The organism is Microbulbifer maximicatervae (SeqCode) (genome assembly GCF_052467695.1).
In genome coordinates this window covers 2,078,562-2,095,000 of sequence record NZ_CP174320.1, presented here as the reverse complement: position 1 = coordinate 2,095,000, position 16,439 = coordinate 2,078,562, and the positions used below count along the sequence as shown (strand labels likewise).

General features: G+C 48.4%; 11 protein-coding genes. 2 read left to right on the top strand and 9 right to left on the bottom strand.

Going from position 1 to position 16,439, the window contains the following annotated elements; translation table 11 throughout:
* Window positions 1–270 precede the first annotated feature (270 nt).
* The 4 genes from pssA to ACJJI8_RS09140 form a co-directional block, all read right to left on the bottom strand.
* Window positions 271–1,146 carry a CDP-diacylglycerol--serine O-phosphatidyltransferase gene (gene pssA, locus ACJJI8_RS09155; protein WP_282934338.1) on the bottom strand — a complete coding sequence of 292 codons (876 nt, stop codon included), beginning with the start codon at window positions 1,144–1,146 and terminating at the stop codon, window positions 271–273.
* A 113-nt stretch (window positions 1,147–1,259) separates the two neighbouring features.
* On the bottom strand, window positions 1,260–2,285 hold the full coding sequence (gene ilvC, locus ACJJI8_RS09150; protein WP_282934339.1) for a ketol-acid reductoisomerase: 1,026 nt from the start codon (window positions 2,283–2,285) through the stop codon (window positions 1,260–1,262).
* A 22-nt stretch (window positions 2,286–2,307) separates the two neighbouring features.
* Entirely contained in the window at window positions 2,308–2,799 is a 492-nt protein-coding gene (ilvN, locus tag ACJJI8_RS09145) for an acetolactate synthase small subunit (RefSeq protein ID WP_282934340.1), read from the bottom strand.
* Between the two features lie 11 nt (window positions 2,800–2,810).
* Window positions 2,811–4,547, bottom strand: coding sequence for an acetolactate synthase 3 large subunit (locus ACJJI8_RS09140; protein WP_413664326.1), 1,737 nt, complete (start codon window positions 4,545–4,547; stop codon window positions 2,811–2,813).
* A gap of 451 nt (window positions 4,548–4,998) precedes the next feature.
* On the opposite strand from ACJJI8_RS09140, the gene ACJJI8_RS09135 reads away from it, so the two are divergent.
* Complete coding sequence (locus ACJJI8_RS09135; protein WP_444934846.1) at window positions 4,999–5,472, top strand: DUF4124 domain-containing protein; 474 nt, start codon at window positions 4,999–5,001, stop codon at window positions 5,470–5,472.
* 24 nt (window positions 5,473–5,496) lie between these two features.
* Here the strand turns inward: ACJJI8_RS09135 and ACJJI8_RS09130 are convergent, their stop codons facing one another.
* Complete coding sequence (locus ACJJI8_RS09130) at window positions 5,497–6,576, bottom strand: DUF4785 family immunoglobulin-like domain-containing protein (protein ID WP_444895243.1); 1,080 nt, start codon at window positions 6,574–6,576, stop codon at window positions 5,497–5,499.
* Between the two features lie 30 nt (window positions 6,577–6,606).
* Complete coding sequence (locus ACJJI8_RS09125; RefSeq protein ID WP_444895244.1) at window positions 6,607–7,824, bottom strand: hypothetical protein; 1,218 nt, start codon at window positions 7,822–7,824, stop codon at window positions 6,607–6,609.
* A gap of 255 nt (window positions 7,825–8,079) precedes the next feature.
* Between ACJJI8_RS09125 and ACJJI8_RS09120 the strand changes: the two genes are divergently transcribed.
* A complete protein-coding gene (locus ACJJI8_RS09120) occupies window positions 8,080–9,144 on the top strand; it encodes a helix-turn-helix domain-containing protein (RefSeq protein WP_444934845.1) in 1,065 nt (354 codons plus the stop codon).
* 16 nt (window positions 9,145–9,160) lie between these two features.
* Here ACJJI8_RS09120 and ACJJI8_RS09115 read toward each other — a convergent pair whose 3' ends face one another.
* The 3 genes from ACJJI8_RS09115 to clpB form a co-directional block, all read right to left on the bottom strand.
* Window positions 9,161–12,226 (bottom strand): efflux RND transporter permease subunit, encoded by a 3,066-nt coding sequence (locus ACJJI8_RS09115; RefSeq protein WP_444934844.1) that lies wholly within the window; start codon window positions 12,224–12,226, stop codon window positions 9,161–9,163.
* An 18-nt stretch (window positions 12,227–12,244) separates the two neighbouring features.
* On the bottom strand, window positions 12,245–13,351 hold the full coding sequence (locus ACJJI8_RS09110) for an efflux RND transporter periplasmic adaptor subunit (RefSeq protein WP_444934843.1): 1,107 nt from the start codon (window positions 13,349–13,351) through the stop codon (window positions 12,245–12,247).
* Window positions 13,352–13,558: 207 nt separating this feature from the next.
* Complete coding sequence (gene clpB, locus ACJJI8_RS09105) at window positions 13,559–16,162, bottom strand: ATP-dependent chaperone ClpB (protein ID WP_444934842.1); 2,604 nt, start codon at window positions 16,160–16,162, stop codon at window positions 13,559–13,561.
* Between the last annotated feature and the right edge of the window lie 277 nt (window positions 16,163–16,439).

The window sequence follows — 16,439 nt, the reverse complement described above, 5'->3', positions numbered from 1 at the left end:
TGGCAAGCTCTTTTTTGAAGAAATTTTCTTAAGAAAATCAATCGCTTGGAGTTGCCTCTCGCCACCGTCTCAGGCAGCGAGGGCGCGAACTATACGGATTACTGTGCTTCTGTGCAAGACTTTTTTCAGTAATTGCACAGCCCTCTTATTTTGAGGGGAGAATTGAGGCCGCATCCGACCTCCCGACGATCACTTTCCGTGTTAGTTCGCACTCCCGCTACTCAATATTAGAGTCGGCCAGCAGAATTCCAAAAGAGATATCAATAAAGACTAGTGCTGATCTTTGTAATCCGCCTTTACCTTGTCATCCTCTACCGCATCAGTTTCCGAGCTGCGGTGGAAATGATTCCAAAGCCACATAGCCGGACCCGAAAGCGTGTATAGAACAGCCAGGGTTAAGAGCACACCTGCCGGATCAATCGCTATTAAGCTAAAGACCAATATAACCGCAAGCATCATTACGAAGGGCACGCGACCTTTAAAGTCGAGCCCTTTGAAACTGGAGTAGCGGAAATTCGATACCATCAGGAGACCCGAAACCGCAGTAACCAGTGCCGCCACTATAGCCAAGCCTGGTCCTACTTCAGCATTGTGGCCTGCCCACACCATGCTCGCGACGATCGCAGCAGCTGTTGGGCTCGCTAATCCAATAAAGACCCCTTTATCAACGGTATCTACCTGTGTATTGAAGCGCGCAAGCCTCAATGCCGCACAAGCCGCATATAAAAATGCTATAGCCCAACCAAATTTACCCAGGTTTCCCAGCGCCCAGCTGAAAACGACCAAGGCAGGAGCCAGGCCGAATGAAACCATGTCTGAAAGCGAGTCATATTGAACACCAAAGGCACTTTGGGTATCTGTCAGGCGAGCGACGCGCCCATCCAATCCATCCAGTACCATCGCGACAAAAATCGCTATCGCAGCCGATTCAAAATGCCCACTCATACCTGCGACAATGGCATAAAAGCCGCTAAACAGTGCGCCTGTTGTCACAAGATTGGGCAGCAGATAGATACCTCGTGCGCGCACTCTTTTACCACTGGAAGAAACTTCTTCCTCAACATGCTCATCGACAGGCAAACGAATTTCCTCAGTAGCCTCACTACTTGAGTCTATGGGCTGTTTTTCGCCCCCTTGACCGCTCATATACTCTCCATTGATGCATTGTGCAGTCAGCGAGTTTAACGCCAATTTACCACCCGAGCCCAGAGCAAAAAAAAAACGGCAGGGTCGCCCCTGCCGTTTTTGCCAACCTTAAGTCAGCTATTACCTTCGGTGCGATCAATAATTTTATTCGCTTTGATCCACGGCATCATGGCGCGGAGTTTTGCCCCTACTTGCTCAATCTCGTGTTCGCTACCAATGCGACGCTCTGCTTTCAGACGCGGCTGCCCCGCCAGGGACTCGAGCATAAAGTCTTTGGCAAACTTACCGGTTTGAATATCTTTAAGAACCCGTTTCATTTCTGCCTTGGTTTCTTCCGTAACAATACGCGGGCCAGTTACGTAGTCACCATACTCTGCGGTATTGGAAATAGAGTAGCGCATATCGGCAATGCCCCCCTGGTACATCAGGTCGACAATCAGCTTCAATTCATGCAGACATTCAAAATACGCCATTTCCGGAGCATAGCCGGCTTCTACCAGAGTCTCAAAACCAGCCGTTACAAGCGCAGAAACACCCCCACACAGAACAGCCTGCTCACCGAAGAGATCTGTTTCAGTCTCTTCGCGGAAATTGGTTTCAATAATACCTGAGCGGCCACCACCATTAGCTGAAGCATAAGACAGCGCCAAGTCTTTTGCTTTACCTGTCGCATCCTGATAAACCGCAATCAAGGTAGGGACACCGCCTCCCTCAAGGTAGGTCGATCGAACGGTATGGCCGGGCCCCTTGGGAGCAACCATAATGACATCGACATCCGCTGGTGGCTCAATCAATTCAAAGTGCACATTAAAACCATGTGCGAAAGCCAGTGCTGCACCAGACTTTAAATTTGGAGCAACTTGCTCTTTGTAAATATTCGCCTGGTATTCATCCGGAGCGAGTATCATAACCACGTCGGCATCTTTCACCGCATCGACAACTTCAGCTACCTTCAAGCCCGCGCCTTCAGCCTTTTTCCAGGAAGCAGACCCCTCGCGCAACCCAACAACAACATTCGCTACGCCAGAGTCTTTCAGGTTATTGGCATGGGCATGACCTTGAGATCCATAACCAATAATGGCTACTGTTTTTCCCTGAATTAAAGAAAGGTCACAATCTTTGTCGTAATATACTTGCATCGCTCAATTCCTGCTTTTTGCTCTATACACTTAATACTTTTTCACCGCGGGCAATCCCGGAAACTCCGGATCGCACCACTTCCATAATTGTGTGCTCCCCCAGCGCCTGGAGGAACGCATCGAGTTTTTCGCCAGTTCCTGCCACCTGTACCGTGTACATACTGCTGGTGACATCGACGATCTGCCCGCGAAAAATATCGACACTGCGCTTCACCTCATCGCGCTGGGCACCATTGGCCCGCACTTTCACCAATAGCAGCTCCCGCTCGATATGAGAGCCTTCAGTGAGGTCCACCAATTTCACAACATCGATAAGCTTGTTTAGGTTCTTGGTAATTTGCTCAATCTTGTGATCGTCACCAATCGTCACCAAAGTGAGACGCGATAAAGTCGCATCCTCAGTAGGCGCCACGGTGAGGCTTTCAATGTTGTAGCCACGCTGGGAAAATAAGCCAACAACACGAGACAAAGCCCCTGGTTCGTTCTCCATCAGAACCGAAATTATTCTACGCATCGCCCTACCCTTTAAGTTCTCTCAGTTTTGCTCAGCCACATGTCACGCATGGAGCCATTTGGTAGCACTTGCATGGGATAGACATGCTCAGATGGGTCGACGTATACGTCGATAAATACAGTGCGATCCTTAATTGCAAAAGCTTCTTGTAACTTGTTGTGTAGGTCTTCACGACGCTCCACTTTCACTCCGACGTGACCGTATGCCTCGGCGAGTTTCACAAAATCAGGCAGCGATTCCTCGTAAACACTATTGGAAAGCCTTCCTTCATATTGCATCTCCTGCCACTGCTTCACCATCCCCAGAGCCTGGTTGTTAAGGCAGAGGATTTTTACTGGCAGATGATATTGGGTAGCCGTAGAAAGCTCCTGAATACACATCTGGATACTTCCCTCGCCAGTTACGCACACAACCTCTTTATCCGGGTGAGCTATTTTCACCCCCAAGGCTGCCGGTAAGCCGAAACCCATAGTCCCCAGCCCACCGGAGTTAATCCAGCGGCGCGGCTTATCAAACAGGTAATATTGCGCAGCAAACATCTGGTGTTGCCCTACATCGGATGTCACAAAAGCATCACCCTCAGTAATGTCATACACCGCCTTGATCACATCCTGCGGCATTATCAGAGCACCATTAGTCTGATAACGAGGAGCCGTGTAGAGCCCGTGACGCTCACGCCAATCATCTATTTGGCGCCACCAGTCAACTATCGCGGAGTGATCCGGCTGCTCATCGTTGGCTTTCAACGCTTCGAGCATCTCCCGAAGGACAGCCTGGACCGTGCCGACAATCGGGATATCGGCAACAATCGTTTTAGAGATCGAAGCCGGATCGACGTCGATATGAATAATTTTGGCACCCGGACAGAATTTGCCTGGAGTATTAGTCACCCGGTCATCAAAGCGTGCACCTACAGCCAGAATAACGTCGGCGTGATGCATGGCTGTATTTGCCTCGAAAGTGCCGTGCATACCGAGCATTCCCAAGAAACGCCTGTCACTTCCGGGAAATGCTCCGAGCCCCATCAAGGTATTAGTCACCGGGTAGTTCAACTTTCTAGCCAGCTCGGTGAGAAGCTCGGCGCCGCCACCCTGCACCACTCCCCCGCCGGCATAAATCACCGGGCGGCGAGCTGATAGCAACATAGCAATCGCTTTGCGAATCTGGCCGCTATGCCCCTTACCTGCTGGGGTATAGGAGCGCATCCGCAATTTTTCAGGGTAGTGGTAGGGGAATCTCTCCGCCGGGTTGGTTACATCCTTTGGAACATCGATCACTACGGGACCGGGACGGCCAGTATTGGCGATAAAAAATGCCTTTTTGACGATCGTAGGAATATCTTCAGCATTTTTTACCAAAAAGCTGTGCTTCACGATCGGTCGCGAGCAACCGACCATATCTGTTTCCTGAAACGCATCCTCACCGATCTTATCCCTGGGTACCTGGCCGGATATCACCACCATAGGGATAGAATCCATATAGGCCGTTGCGATGCCAGTAATCGCGTTCGTAGCACCGGGACCAGACGTCACCAGTACCACACCCGCCTTACCAGTAGACCGTGCATAGCCATCGGCAGCATGGGTTGCACCCTGCTCGTGACGCACGAGAATATGCTTTATCGACTTCTGCCGAAAAATAGCATCATAGATATGTAACGCTGAGCCGCCCGGGTATCCAAAAATCAGATCCACCCCTTCATCCTGCAGCGCGCGAACCAACATATCGCCGCCGGAAAGTAATTCCACTTGAGTCTCCTCAATTTTCCTGTTTTATAGGATAGCCATCACCGAAAACGTATAAAACGCCTACTAGCAAGAATGCCAGGCAGCAATTATAGGGGAAAATGGTGACAAATATCAGCCTGTTGCGTGTTTAGCTGCCGATTTTTAGGATGAACTGATCGCGCATAAACACCCAACCCCAAGTAAATCTACAAAGGTTCACTACGGGGTTAGCAGGCCTCCAGGGGTGGGGAGGGCCACTCAGTAGAATTTCGATGGAGGATGTTCCACCAGGGTTAGACTCAAAACCACGGGTTTGCGGTGAAATCTAGTCACTGAGTAAACCCCCGATTTTGCCAATTGAGTCCTAGCTGTCAATAGGTGTCTGCGAAAGTGTTAAGACAGTTACAGGAAAACCCGCCAGTACCGGTACAATAAGGGGACGGAAGGAACATCAACACAAGGGGTAAGCACCATGCGCATCTTACTGGCGCTATTGATTGCAGTAACAGCTACGACCACTCAAGCCGACGGCATCTATAAATGGGTAGATGAGAATGGTGTTGTCCACTTCGGTGAGCAACCTCCAGGGGACGCTCAAGTGGACGTGATCAAAAAGCCCAAGTCAGAGCGCTATAAGAAATGGGAAGCTGAACAAAATGCGATAGCCGCACGTGAAGCACAGAAAAATGCACCTCAAGTACCTCAACAGTCAAAGGAAGAACAGCTGCCCGACGCTGAGCAACAGAGACAACTGGAGGCCAGAGCTAAAGAAGAGGCAGCAAAACGAGCAGAGCTCTGTGTCGCGTACCAAAAGAACCTTAAGAGCCTGACCACACACGCGAGAGTGCGCGAAAAAGATAAAGATGGAAACTATCGCAGGCTCGGAGAAGATGAGCGGCAAGAACGCATTACCAAAGCCCGAGAGCAAATCAAGAAAAACTGCTAGTCGCCCTTCTAACGATGCCGATTCCTAAGGCTCACGGTAGGGGCTATCAGTAAATTGATCCAGGCTATAGCGTTCAGTGTAATAGCCTGGTTCAAAAGCACTATCCCTGGCCATAGGTACCGTCACCCTGGCAATACTCAATTGTTTCACCAAGTAGGGGCCGTCCTGCCCGGCATCGCGAATTAAGAGCCCATAAAACTCTAGGGGAATCCAGTGCCGCCCCGCCGTTAACTCAAGAGCATTTTGCGTTGTGCCTATCGGGGATTGCTCATCGTTATACAGGGAGCCCTGAAAATAGTAGCGCCCCTCTCTGCTGATATCGACTTCCGCCTCAATTAATAAATTGCCATCGGCGGTAACGGAATCCCGCAACGAGCCCGTATAGCTTCCCGTATCCTCAGATAGGGTGAATGCTGCCGCATCTCGGAGACCATCAATATCCGTATCCACAATGACCTTAAAAATGCCCGCTTCCAGCACCTGGCTATTAAAGGAGCCCGCCTCCATCAATACTTCGTAGACTAAGTCTCCATCCGAATCACTAAAAGCCAAGGTACCCACGACTTGTTGGTCTTCGTAAACCAACAGCGCAGTCAGGTCAGCACTGACCCGATCTCCATCACTATCGGCCTGATAGGCAAAAACCCGAATAGTATCCCCACGCAAATAAAACTTTTCATCTGTCCATATAGTCAGAGAATCCCCTTCCTCACTGTGAGTGGTTCTTTCATCCACCGCAAATGTCTGAGTAATCGGGTCCTGTTCAGGAGTTTTAATTGCTCGGTTTTCTGGCGGATAGCGATGAAAGCGGGCCAGATCCGAGAGAAGGGATTCGTGTAACTCAGTCTTGTTGGGCAGGGACTGAATTCCCTTCCATAGTTTTACAGACTGATCCTCTTCCTCTTGCTCCAGTTCCGCCGGCTTAACGTTATCAGGCTTGCGGCTTCGGATAGATTGCTCTTCAGCTTTTGCTTTGGTTACAACAACGGGCGTCGCCTCTTCACCACCAGCCAGGGCCCAGTAACCCACCAATCCAGTAACTACGGCCAGTACACCCCAGCCTGCCAGCCGGGCCTTTGAGCGATCTTTGTTTGATGTGGACATCAATATCTCCGAAGCCTTTTATTTTTTTAGTTAATTTGTGCAGGCTGAGATTCTACCCGCGCTGTTCTTTCCTGAACCACAGTCCAGCCCATCGGGAATAGAATCATAATCGGGGGATAGAATGCCACCGTTACGCTGCGCATCATGATCTGTATAGATACTGGCCAAATTGTAAGATCGAGCAGTGCCTTTACTGTCGTTATCACAAGAGAAAATCGCGCTGCCGTAAGCTACGCCAAACAGGGTTTCATATTCTTTGAGATTCGACCACAGGTTGCGCTTGGCAGATCCGGAACAGTTCATTTGCGAAGCCAAATTAATGTAACCGTCATCCTCACCATTCAGCAGCATGGAGGTAGCACTTTCCACACCTGGGAAGCCCGCATAACCCCCAATGGTGTACACCGGCGCACCGAGATTAGTCCCTACATAATTTCTCACAGTGTAAACATCATTAGTCTGCATATAGCGAACCGCCGAACACTCACGCCCAAGAAATAGTGCGTTGACCAAATCGTCATACCAGCTTCCATTGCATATCCGATCAACGCCTTCAGTACCGGTAATTGCTCCCCCTGTGGTGAATATTGCAGCAACACCGCTGATAGCCGCATCAAAATCAACGCTCACTGCATAGCTTTCGTTAAGCCCGGCAACTCGAACTTCTTCTTCAACCGTTTTACAGGATTTACTGCCATACCAAGTCGTGGAACATTTTTTTACTTCTTGAATTTCTGTATTGCTATCGAACTGGTTGTAGGCGCGATTGTAGTATGGGGATCCTTCAACAGCGTTACCCGCGATATACATCATTTGGGCGGCACCCTGGCTGTGGGAAATAATCCAGAAAGTGTCCTCTGCTGAGCACTGGTTTTCGTGTTCAAACCGATCTCCCTGGCCAGAGCGGATCTCTATAATTTGACGAGCAATTTCACCCGCAGTCTCATCATGCCAGTAGGGAAATTCACCTTCATCAGTTGAGTTATAACCGACAACGCCGTAATTGCCGCCATCAACTAACAATTGCTCAATAAAATCACTGCTAGAATATTCGTCGAAAACCGCCTCACTCCAATAATCCAGTGCTGGCTGCACTAAACTCCCATCATTACTTTCACTTGTAGTGTGTCCTTCGACTCCGTGTCCATGAACCAGGATATAGCAGTTTTCCGCTACCGCTGATGAAGCTCCAATTATCGCCGAGAAAAAAATAGACAGGCTTATACCCAGCCTTTTAGACAGTGCCATTGTTATTTTCCTTTATTGTTTTAGTAAGTGGTAACTCTCGTGACTGAAGAGTTTTAAAAAATCTGAATAACGCAATGTACAGCAGACGACTAAAACTTATCCTTAACGCTCTATTTCGGAATAGGATTAAAGGCGCCAGAGGGGGGTCGAATCCGCCACGCGAAGCGACCAATTCGTCATATTCCTCAATTTATACTCGTGCTTTGAGGCGCCTTTGCTATGATGCCGGCAACGCCACCCGGACGGCAGTAAGTCATGAGAGACCAAAATAAAAATATGTCCGGCCATGCCGGCGTGCCCAAGATATTTGCGCCTTACTTTGTGGTTGCCGCCGCCAGGCTCGGCATCCCCACCGAGACGCTAATTGAACGATTGCCATTCTCATTTAGCTGGAATCCAGGAGAGAGTGAATGGCTCAATTACAGTGAATTCAATGCTCTAATTGAAAGCATACTGGCGCTATCCCCTGTTACCTCACCAGGCCTCAGCTTTAGTCGCTTCCCAATTATGCTTTGGCTTGAAGAAACTATTATCGAAGCTCAGCCCTCCTTGAGACGGCCGAGGGAGATCTTTCGCCCTGCAGAAATTGTGCTCTCACAAACTCTGGCCCCCCTCCTGCGGTTCCAGACTTACCAGGAAGCCGATGCGGAAGTGCTCACACTCAACTGGCAGCAGGAACTCTTTAGCGCTCCGGTCAATCATTTTATTGCTGAAATGCTGATGAGTCGTGGAGTAGATCTCTTGCGCACTCTTAACCCCAGGTTTCCCGAGGTCCGGGGATTAAAGTTACGCAGTGAAAAGCCAGAAGATGACTCTATCCACAAGAGGATTTTCCAGTGCCCAATTGAGTTTTCCGCTGATGAAAATGCGATTATCCTGGGCTCCCAGATACTGGACTTCCCTATACCCAGTTACCATAAAATCATTCGCAGCCAGAGCCGAAATATTTTAAAGGCAGTTTTGCACAATACTTTGACCAGCTATAACCTGGCAGCCAGTTTGCGAGCCTGGCTCGAGAAGCACTTGCTCAGTGAAGAAATCACTATCAAACAAGCCGCAGCCCACTTCCGCACCAGCGGCCGCACTTTACAGCGCAGATTGAGAGAACAGGGAGTAACATTCCAGCAGCTTAAAGACAGTGTTACGCTATCTCTGACCAAGAAACTCCTTCTCTCAACCAAGGATTCCGTAGAAAGTATTGCGGTACAACTTCATTTTGCCGAACGAGCGGTATTTACTCGCTTCTTTAAAAAACATGAGGGAGTCACCCCTTCCGAGTTCCGTCGCAGCAATGTCGACAGAGATATTTTCGAAGCGTAAATAAGTGTAAAGAAACTCAGGAGGCCGCTACAGCCTCCGCCTCAAAATTCCGCCCAAGATACATATACATCGCCGGCACGACAAATAAAGTAAATAACGTTCCAATTGTCATACCGGTCGCCACTACCAAGCCCATTGCAAACCTTGCTCCTCCTCCTGGCCCCGACGCTATTAACAATGGAACCATCGCCAAAACCAGAGATGCGGTAGTCATTAAAATCGGTCGCAAACGGATTGAAGTGGCCTGCTCAATCGCTGATCGCTTATCAAGCCCTGAGAGCTGTAACTTATTGGCAAACTCCACTATCAGAATGCCGTGTTTGGAAATAACCCCAATCAGGGTAACCAGGCCCACTTGCGTGTAAATATTGAGAGTCGTCAATCCTAGACTGACAAAAATCATCGCTCCGCAAACACTCATGGGTACTGTGACCAACATAATCAAGGGATCGCGCCAGGATTCAAATTGAGCAGCCAGCACCAAATAAATCACTATCAAGGCAAAGAAAAAGGTAACCACCAAATCCGATCCTTCAGTTTTGAATTGCCTGGACTGCCCCGAGTAATCTACAGAATATTCGACTGGTAAGATTTCTTTAGCCGCATTATCCAACACCATCAATGCTTCACCCAACGTAATCCCAGGGCGTGGCACACCCGAAATAGTGACGGCATTTAATTGTTGAAATCTCTTTAGTTGCTGTGGTTCAACGGTTTCCGTGAGCCTTATCAAAGTACTCACAGGAACCAACTTGTCGTTTACCGCCCGAATATAATATTGCTCCAGCTGATCAGGGGTAAGGCGGTCAACCCTCTCGACTTGAGGGATAACTTTATAACTGCGATTATCCAGGGAAAAACGGTTGACATAAGCCCCGGATAACATCGCTCCTAAGTCACGACTCAGGTCCACCATTTCCACACCCATACTGGCCGCTTTATCACGATCAATTTCTATTACAATTTTTGGCTTATCAATTTTCAGATCAGAATCTAGAAAAATAAACTTTCGACTCTCCAAAGCTCGGGTCATAATATCGCTTGCCACCGATGCCAGATTCTCCATGGGCTCTGTAGAACCGATAACAAATTCAACCGGAAGCTGCCCTCCCGCAGTTGGCAGACTTGGTGGCACCACAACGGCTATTTTTAATCCGGCTATTTGCTGTACATCACTGCTAATCAACTCCTGCATCTTTTCCGTATCGCGGTCTCTCCCTTCCCAAGGAGCCAAAACAAACCCGGCCACCGCATTATTAACACCACTACTGAAGGTGCCCGCCCCATTAAGCAGAAAAAGATTTTCAACCTCAGTAAATCTCTCAGCAATGACATTAAGTTCACCACTGTACTGTTCAACATAATCTAAAGTTGCGTAAGCATCGGCAGTAGAAATTGTAAGAACAAGCCCCCTATCCTCTGTAGGTTCAAGCTCTTGAGGGGACGTCACAAATAAGAAGTAACAACTTATCAATACAATTAAGCCGAAAACCAAAATAACTCGGCGCTCATCAAGAGAAGAATGGAGCGATTTTTCAAATCTCGTCTGAAGTCGATTAAATTGGCGTTCCAGCCAAATTTCAAACCGGGTACCTCCACCATCCCGAGGCTTTAATATTTTCGAGGCCATCATGGGAGATAAAGTAAGAGCGACCACTCCAGACAGTAATACGGCGCCAGCTAGGGAGAATGCAAACTCTATGAATAGGGTCCCGGTTAAACCACCGAGAAAACCAATAGGAATATACACTGCAATTAGCGTCGTAGTCATAGCCACTACAGGCCATGCCAACTCTCGAGCCCCTACGATCGCAGCCTCTTTTGGAGGCAAGCCCTCTTCTATATGTCGATGGGCATTTTCCAAAACAATGATGGCATCATCAACAACAATTCCGATAGCCAGAACCATGCTTAGCAATGTGAGTAAATTGATGGAAAATCCCATTAAAAACATTAAAAAGAATGCACCGACGAGAGAAAGCGGCAGTGCAATTGCTGGAATCAATACGCTGCGAACTGACCCCAGAAACAAATAAATCACCAAAATTACTATAAATACTGCTTCAACAATTGTTTTGACGACTTCTTCAATGGAGTCCTGAATATATTCAGTACTGTCGTAAGGAATCTCGCCTAGCATACCCTCTGGCAACTGTGGAAAAATTTTCTGCTCCAACTCCTCGCGTACTTTTTTAATAACATCAAGGGAGTTCGCATCGGGTGCCACCTCAATAGCAATAAAAGTGGCCGATTGTCCGTTAAAAGTCACAGAGCTGTCATAGGATTCAGCTCCTAACTCTATCTCCGCCACTTCACCTAGACGAACCAACTTATCCCCATCGGCTCTAACCACTAGCTTGCGGAAATCCAATTGACGTGCAATATCTGTATCCGCACGTATTTCCAGTGCCACACGGGTTCCCTTTGTCGAACCAACTGCCGACAGAATATTATTATCCCTAAGCGCATCAGAAATATCTGCAGGTGTGACTTCCAATGCCGCCATCTCTGTCGGCTTTAACCAGACTCTCATTGCAAAAGTACTGTCACCCAAAAGGCGAGCTCGCTGCACACCAGCTATAGTCGCCAATTTAGGTTGAACAACGCGTGTCAGATAATCCGTAATTTGATTATTAGCGAGAATATTTGAGGAAAAAGAAAGGTACATTGCAGCAGTGGTTTCTCCCTGCTGCATTTCCACGCTGGAATCCTCTGATTCATCAGGCAATTCACTGCGCAGCTTATTTACCTTGGCAACGACCTGAGTTAATACTTCATTTGGATCGTAATCAAAACGTACATAAACGTTTATCGTCGAGAGGCCTTGCACGCTGGTGGAGACCATGTAATCGATACCATCAGCAGTAGCAATCTCCTGCTCAAGCGGCGTAGTAATAAACCCCTGTACTAGATCTGAGTCGGCACCGACATAAACGGTGGTTACTGTAATAACCGCATTTTCAAGTTCCGGGTACTGCCTGACATTTAATTCCGTTAGCGACCTTAAACCCAATAGAAAAATAAATAGGCTGACTACGCAGGCCAACACTGGTTTTCGAATGAAAATTTCTGTGAAATTCACAACCTATAAATTCCAGGTTTAACTATTTTCCGGTGTGGGGTCCGCGCTTTCTGGGGGTTGATTCTGATTATTGATAACCGCTTTCTCTCCATTGCGAAGTTTGAGTAATCCGCTGCTAGCCACTATATCTCCCACCAAAAGTCCTTGTGTAATTTCAACTAGATCCCCACGCTCCTCACCAGTTTTCACAAATCGTTTAACTGCGACCATATGCTCGCCATCTTTATCGGGCTCCAACACAAAAACCGCCACCCCATAGGGAGCAAAAGCCAATGCGGTTCTGGGAATGACAAGCACTTTTCTCTGTGCACTTATCTTTACGGATACCTGGGCAAACATCCCAGGACGTAAATCGTGTTGGGGGTTTTTCAGAGTAGCTTGAATCAGAAAGTTCCTACTTGCACTATCCACCTGAGGGTCAACAGCAGTAATTCTTCCTTCGTAGGTATTTTTAGGGAAAGCATCTGTTGTCAACTGAATAGCAAGCCCAGCCTTAACCAAGGCATATTTTTGTTCAGGGAGGGAAAAATCAACAAAAATAGGATCAAGTTGCTGTAGAGAAACAACAGACTCCCCCGGGCTTACATTCTGTCCAAGATCTATTTGTCGAATTCCCAGCACTCCACTAAACGGCGCCACGATAACTCGCTGATCCACCCTGGCCCGCTGCACTTCTATATTGGCAACCACCTGGTCCAAAGTACTGCGAGCGCTATCCAAATCTGCTTCGGTTGTTACACCTCGCCCCAGCAGAGTCTTGATCCGCACGTAATTACGACGGGCCAAGCGAAGCTCTGCATCCAACACCTGCAACTGCGCCTTTTCCGGTTCAGCAAAAATTTCCGCCAATAAATCGCCCTTCCTAACATGCTGGCCCGACTTGAAGTGAATAGCGCTGATAACCCCCTGAGCTTCGGTAGTAACCTCTACACCATTAACAGCTCGAATGGTGCCTATTCCTCTCAGGTCTTCCTTCCAATATTGAAACTGGGCGGTTGCTGAAGTCACTGTGGCCGCAGGCAGGGCTAAGTTGTCTATGAACTGATTCACCATATGCCTGCCAATTAATTTATAAGCAAAAATTCCGCCGAAGAGCAAAAGGCATCCCAGCAGCATTAGCAACATACGCTTACTGATATCAGGCCCCCGTAAGGTGTCGTCAATAAAAACTATAAACTGATACTTGCAAGGGAAACTATGCGCTACGGAGGGGTGCCCCTCTACGTAAATATCCGAACAAACGGATTAGCGCACCTGTGAGTATAGATATGGAGAGAGTGAGGAATCGGTGGGAGTTTAGGGGTGCACCATATGGCACCCCCAAGTGCTTTTTTATCGGAATACGGCTTTATCGCCTTCAACATCCGCGTGGATCGTTGCTCCAGGGGAAAACTTACCGGCGAGAACATCTTGCGCCAGCGGGTTTTCCAGCCATACCTGAATAGCACGCTTTAATGGCCGTGCACCATAAACGGGATCGAACCCAACTTCTGCTAATTTATCCAGCAGACTTTCAGATACCTCTAATTTCAGGTCCCTCTCTGTCAGTCGACGGCAAAGTTGTTGCAACTGAATTTCGGCAATAGAGCGTACTTCTGCCTTATCCAGTGGATGGAAAACAACCACTTCGTCAATACGATTTATGAACTCTGGCCTGAAATGGTTCCCCACCACTTCCATCACCGCACTTTTCATCTGTCGATAACGAATTTCAGCGTCCAGGTCATCGCCATTTTCCGCAGTGGCGTATTTTTGAATTAAATCTGAGCCAAGGTTTGAAGTCATTACGACGACGGTATTACGGAAGTCCACCGTGCGCCCCTGGCCGTCGGTCAGGCGGCCATCATCAAGGACCTGTAAAAGAATATTGAATACATCGGGGTGCGCTTTCTCCACTTCGTCTAATAGCACAACAGAATAGGGCTTTCTCCGCACCGCTTCAGTCAGGTACCCCCCTTCTTCATAACCTACATATCCGGGGGGGGCGCCAATCAGTCGGGCCACAGAGTGCTTCTCCATAAATTCCGACATATCGATACGCACCATGGCGTCTTCTGTGTCAAACAAGAACTGAGCCAATGCCTTGCATAATTCCGTTTTACCCACACCGGTTGGGCCAAGGAATAAGAATGAGCCATTGGGTCGGTTGGGGTCAGCTAGTCCCGCCCTCGAGCGGCGTACGGCATTAGCAACCGCTTCCACCGCTTCCCCCTGTCCGATGACCCGCTTGTGCAACTCATCTTCCATTCGCAGTAGCTTTTCACGCTCACCTTCGAGCATCTTATATACAGGAATACCCGTCCAGCGGGATACCACTTCAGCCACCTCTTCATCGGTAACCCGATTGCGCAGCAGGCGGGGTTCTTCAGAAGCTTCAGCGGTAGCGGCACTTTTAAGCTGTTGTTCAAGTTGTGGAATTACACCGTACTGTAATTCAGACATTCTATTGAGATCACCTGCACGCCGTGCGGACTCCATATCGAGCTTGGCCTGCTCGAGCTTTTCCTTGAGGTCGTGGCTGCCGGCAAGCTGTGCCTTCTCCGCCTTCCAAACCTCTTCAAGATCGGAGTATTCCCTCTCCAGTTGTAGAATCTCTTCTTCCAGTTTCGACAGGCGTTTTTTAGTCGCCTCATCATCCGTATCCTTTTTTACCGCCTCACGTTCAATCTTTAATTGAATTAAACGGCGCTCCAATTTATCCATGGATTCCGGTTTGGAGTCGATCTCCATGCGTATCCGGCTGGCAGCCTCATCAATAAGATCAATCGCTTTATCTGGTAATTGACGATCAGTGATGTAACGCTGCGATAATTTTGTCGCGGCAATAATTGCAGAGTCGGTAATATCAACACCGTGGTGTACTTCATAGCGTTCTTTTAATCCGCGCAGAATCGCAACCGTATCCTCTTCAGTTGGTTCATCAACCAATACTTTTTGGAAACGCCGCTCAAGCGCTGCATCTTTTTCAATATATTGCCGATACTCATCCAGAGTGGTTGCACCGACACAATGCAATTCCCCGCGGGCCAAAGCGGGCTTCAGCATATTTCCCGCATCCATGGCCCCCTCAGCTTTACCGGCACCCACCATCGTGTGGATCTCATCGATAAAGAGAATAATGCGACCTTCCTGTTTTGATAATTCGTTGAGTACCGCTTTTAATCGCTCTTCAAATTCTCCACGAAATTTTGCGCCCGCCAACAATGCCCCCAAATCCAGGGAAAGAAGACGTTTGTCCTTTAACCCTTCCGGCACTTCACCATTGACGATACGTTGAGCGAGCCCTTCAACAATGGCAGTTTTACCAACACCCGGCTCACCAATTAGTACAGGGTTATTCTTGGTACGCCGCTGTAAGACTTGAATCGTCCGCCGTATTTCATCATCGCGCCCGATCACCGGGTCAAGCTTGCCGGCCAGAGCCCTCTCGGTCAGGTCGAGAGTATATTTATCCAGCGCCTGGCGCGCTTCTTCCGCATTGGGGTCATCCACTTTTTCGTCGCCACGCACTTTTTGAATTGCCGCCTCTAATTGTTTAATGTCGCCGTTGGCATTTAGGATTTTGGAAATCTCTCCCGCCGCAGAGTCGAAAGCCGCCAGTAATACAGTTTCACTGGAAATAAAACTGTCACCATTTTGTTGGGCTCGCTTGTCCGTGAGATTCATTAAGCGCATTAATTCCTGGGACATCCCCACATCACCCGTGGGGGAAGTCACCCGCGGCAGGCTATCCAACCGCTTGGCAAGGTCATTGCGCAACCCGTTTAGGTTAAATCCCGCCTGTGACAGGAATGCGGGTACGCTTCCGTTGTTCTGGTTAAGCAGTGCCAGAATCAAGTGCTCGGGATAAATCTGGTTGTGGTCGCGCCCTACCGCTAGGGATTGCGCATCAGCAAATGCCGCCTGTAGCGGGTTTGTCATTCGGTCAATTCGCATGAACGAAACCTCTTTTACTCGATTTTTTCAGAAGCGCTGCAATAGTGGCACTAATTTGCCTTTTACATTCGCTATGGTACTGACAAGTAAAATAGGGGCGCAGGAAGGGTTTTCAATGATTTAAATCAATAGCGGCATTTATTCTATGCAAAGTGGTTTTGCGGCAAATCTATCTCTTATAATTTTTTACAGCCCAGTCAACGCCCAGCCTTGTAATTGCCCAAGCTGCCCCAATATTATCGAATGGCTTACACAGAAAAAAATAAGCCATCTAGAA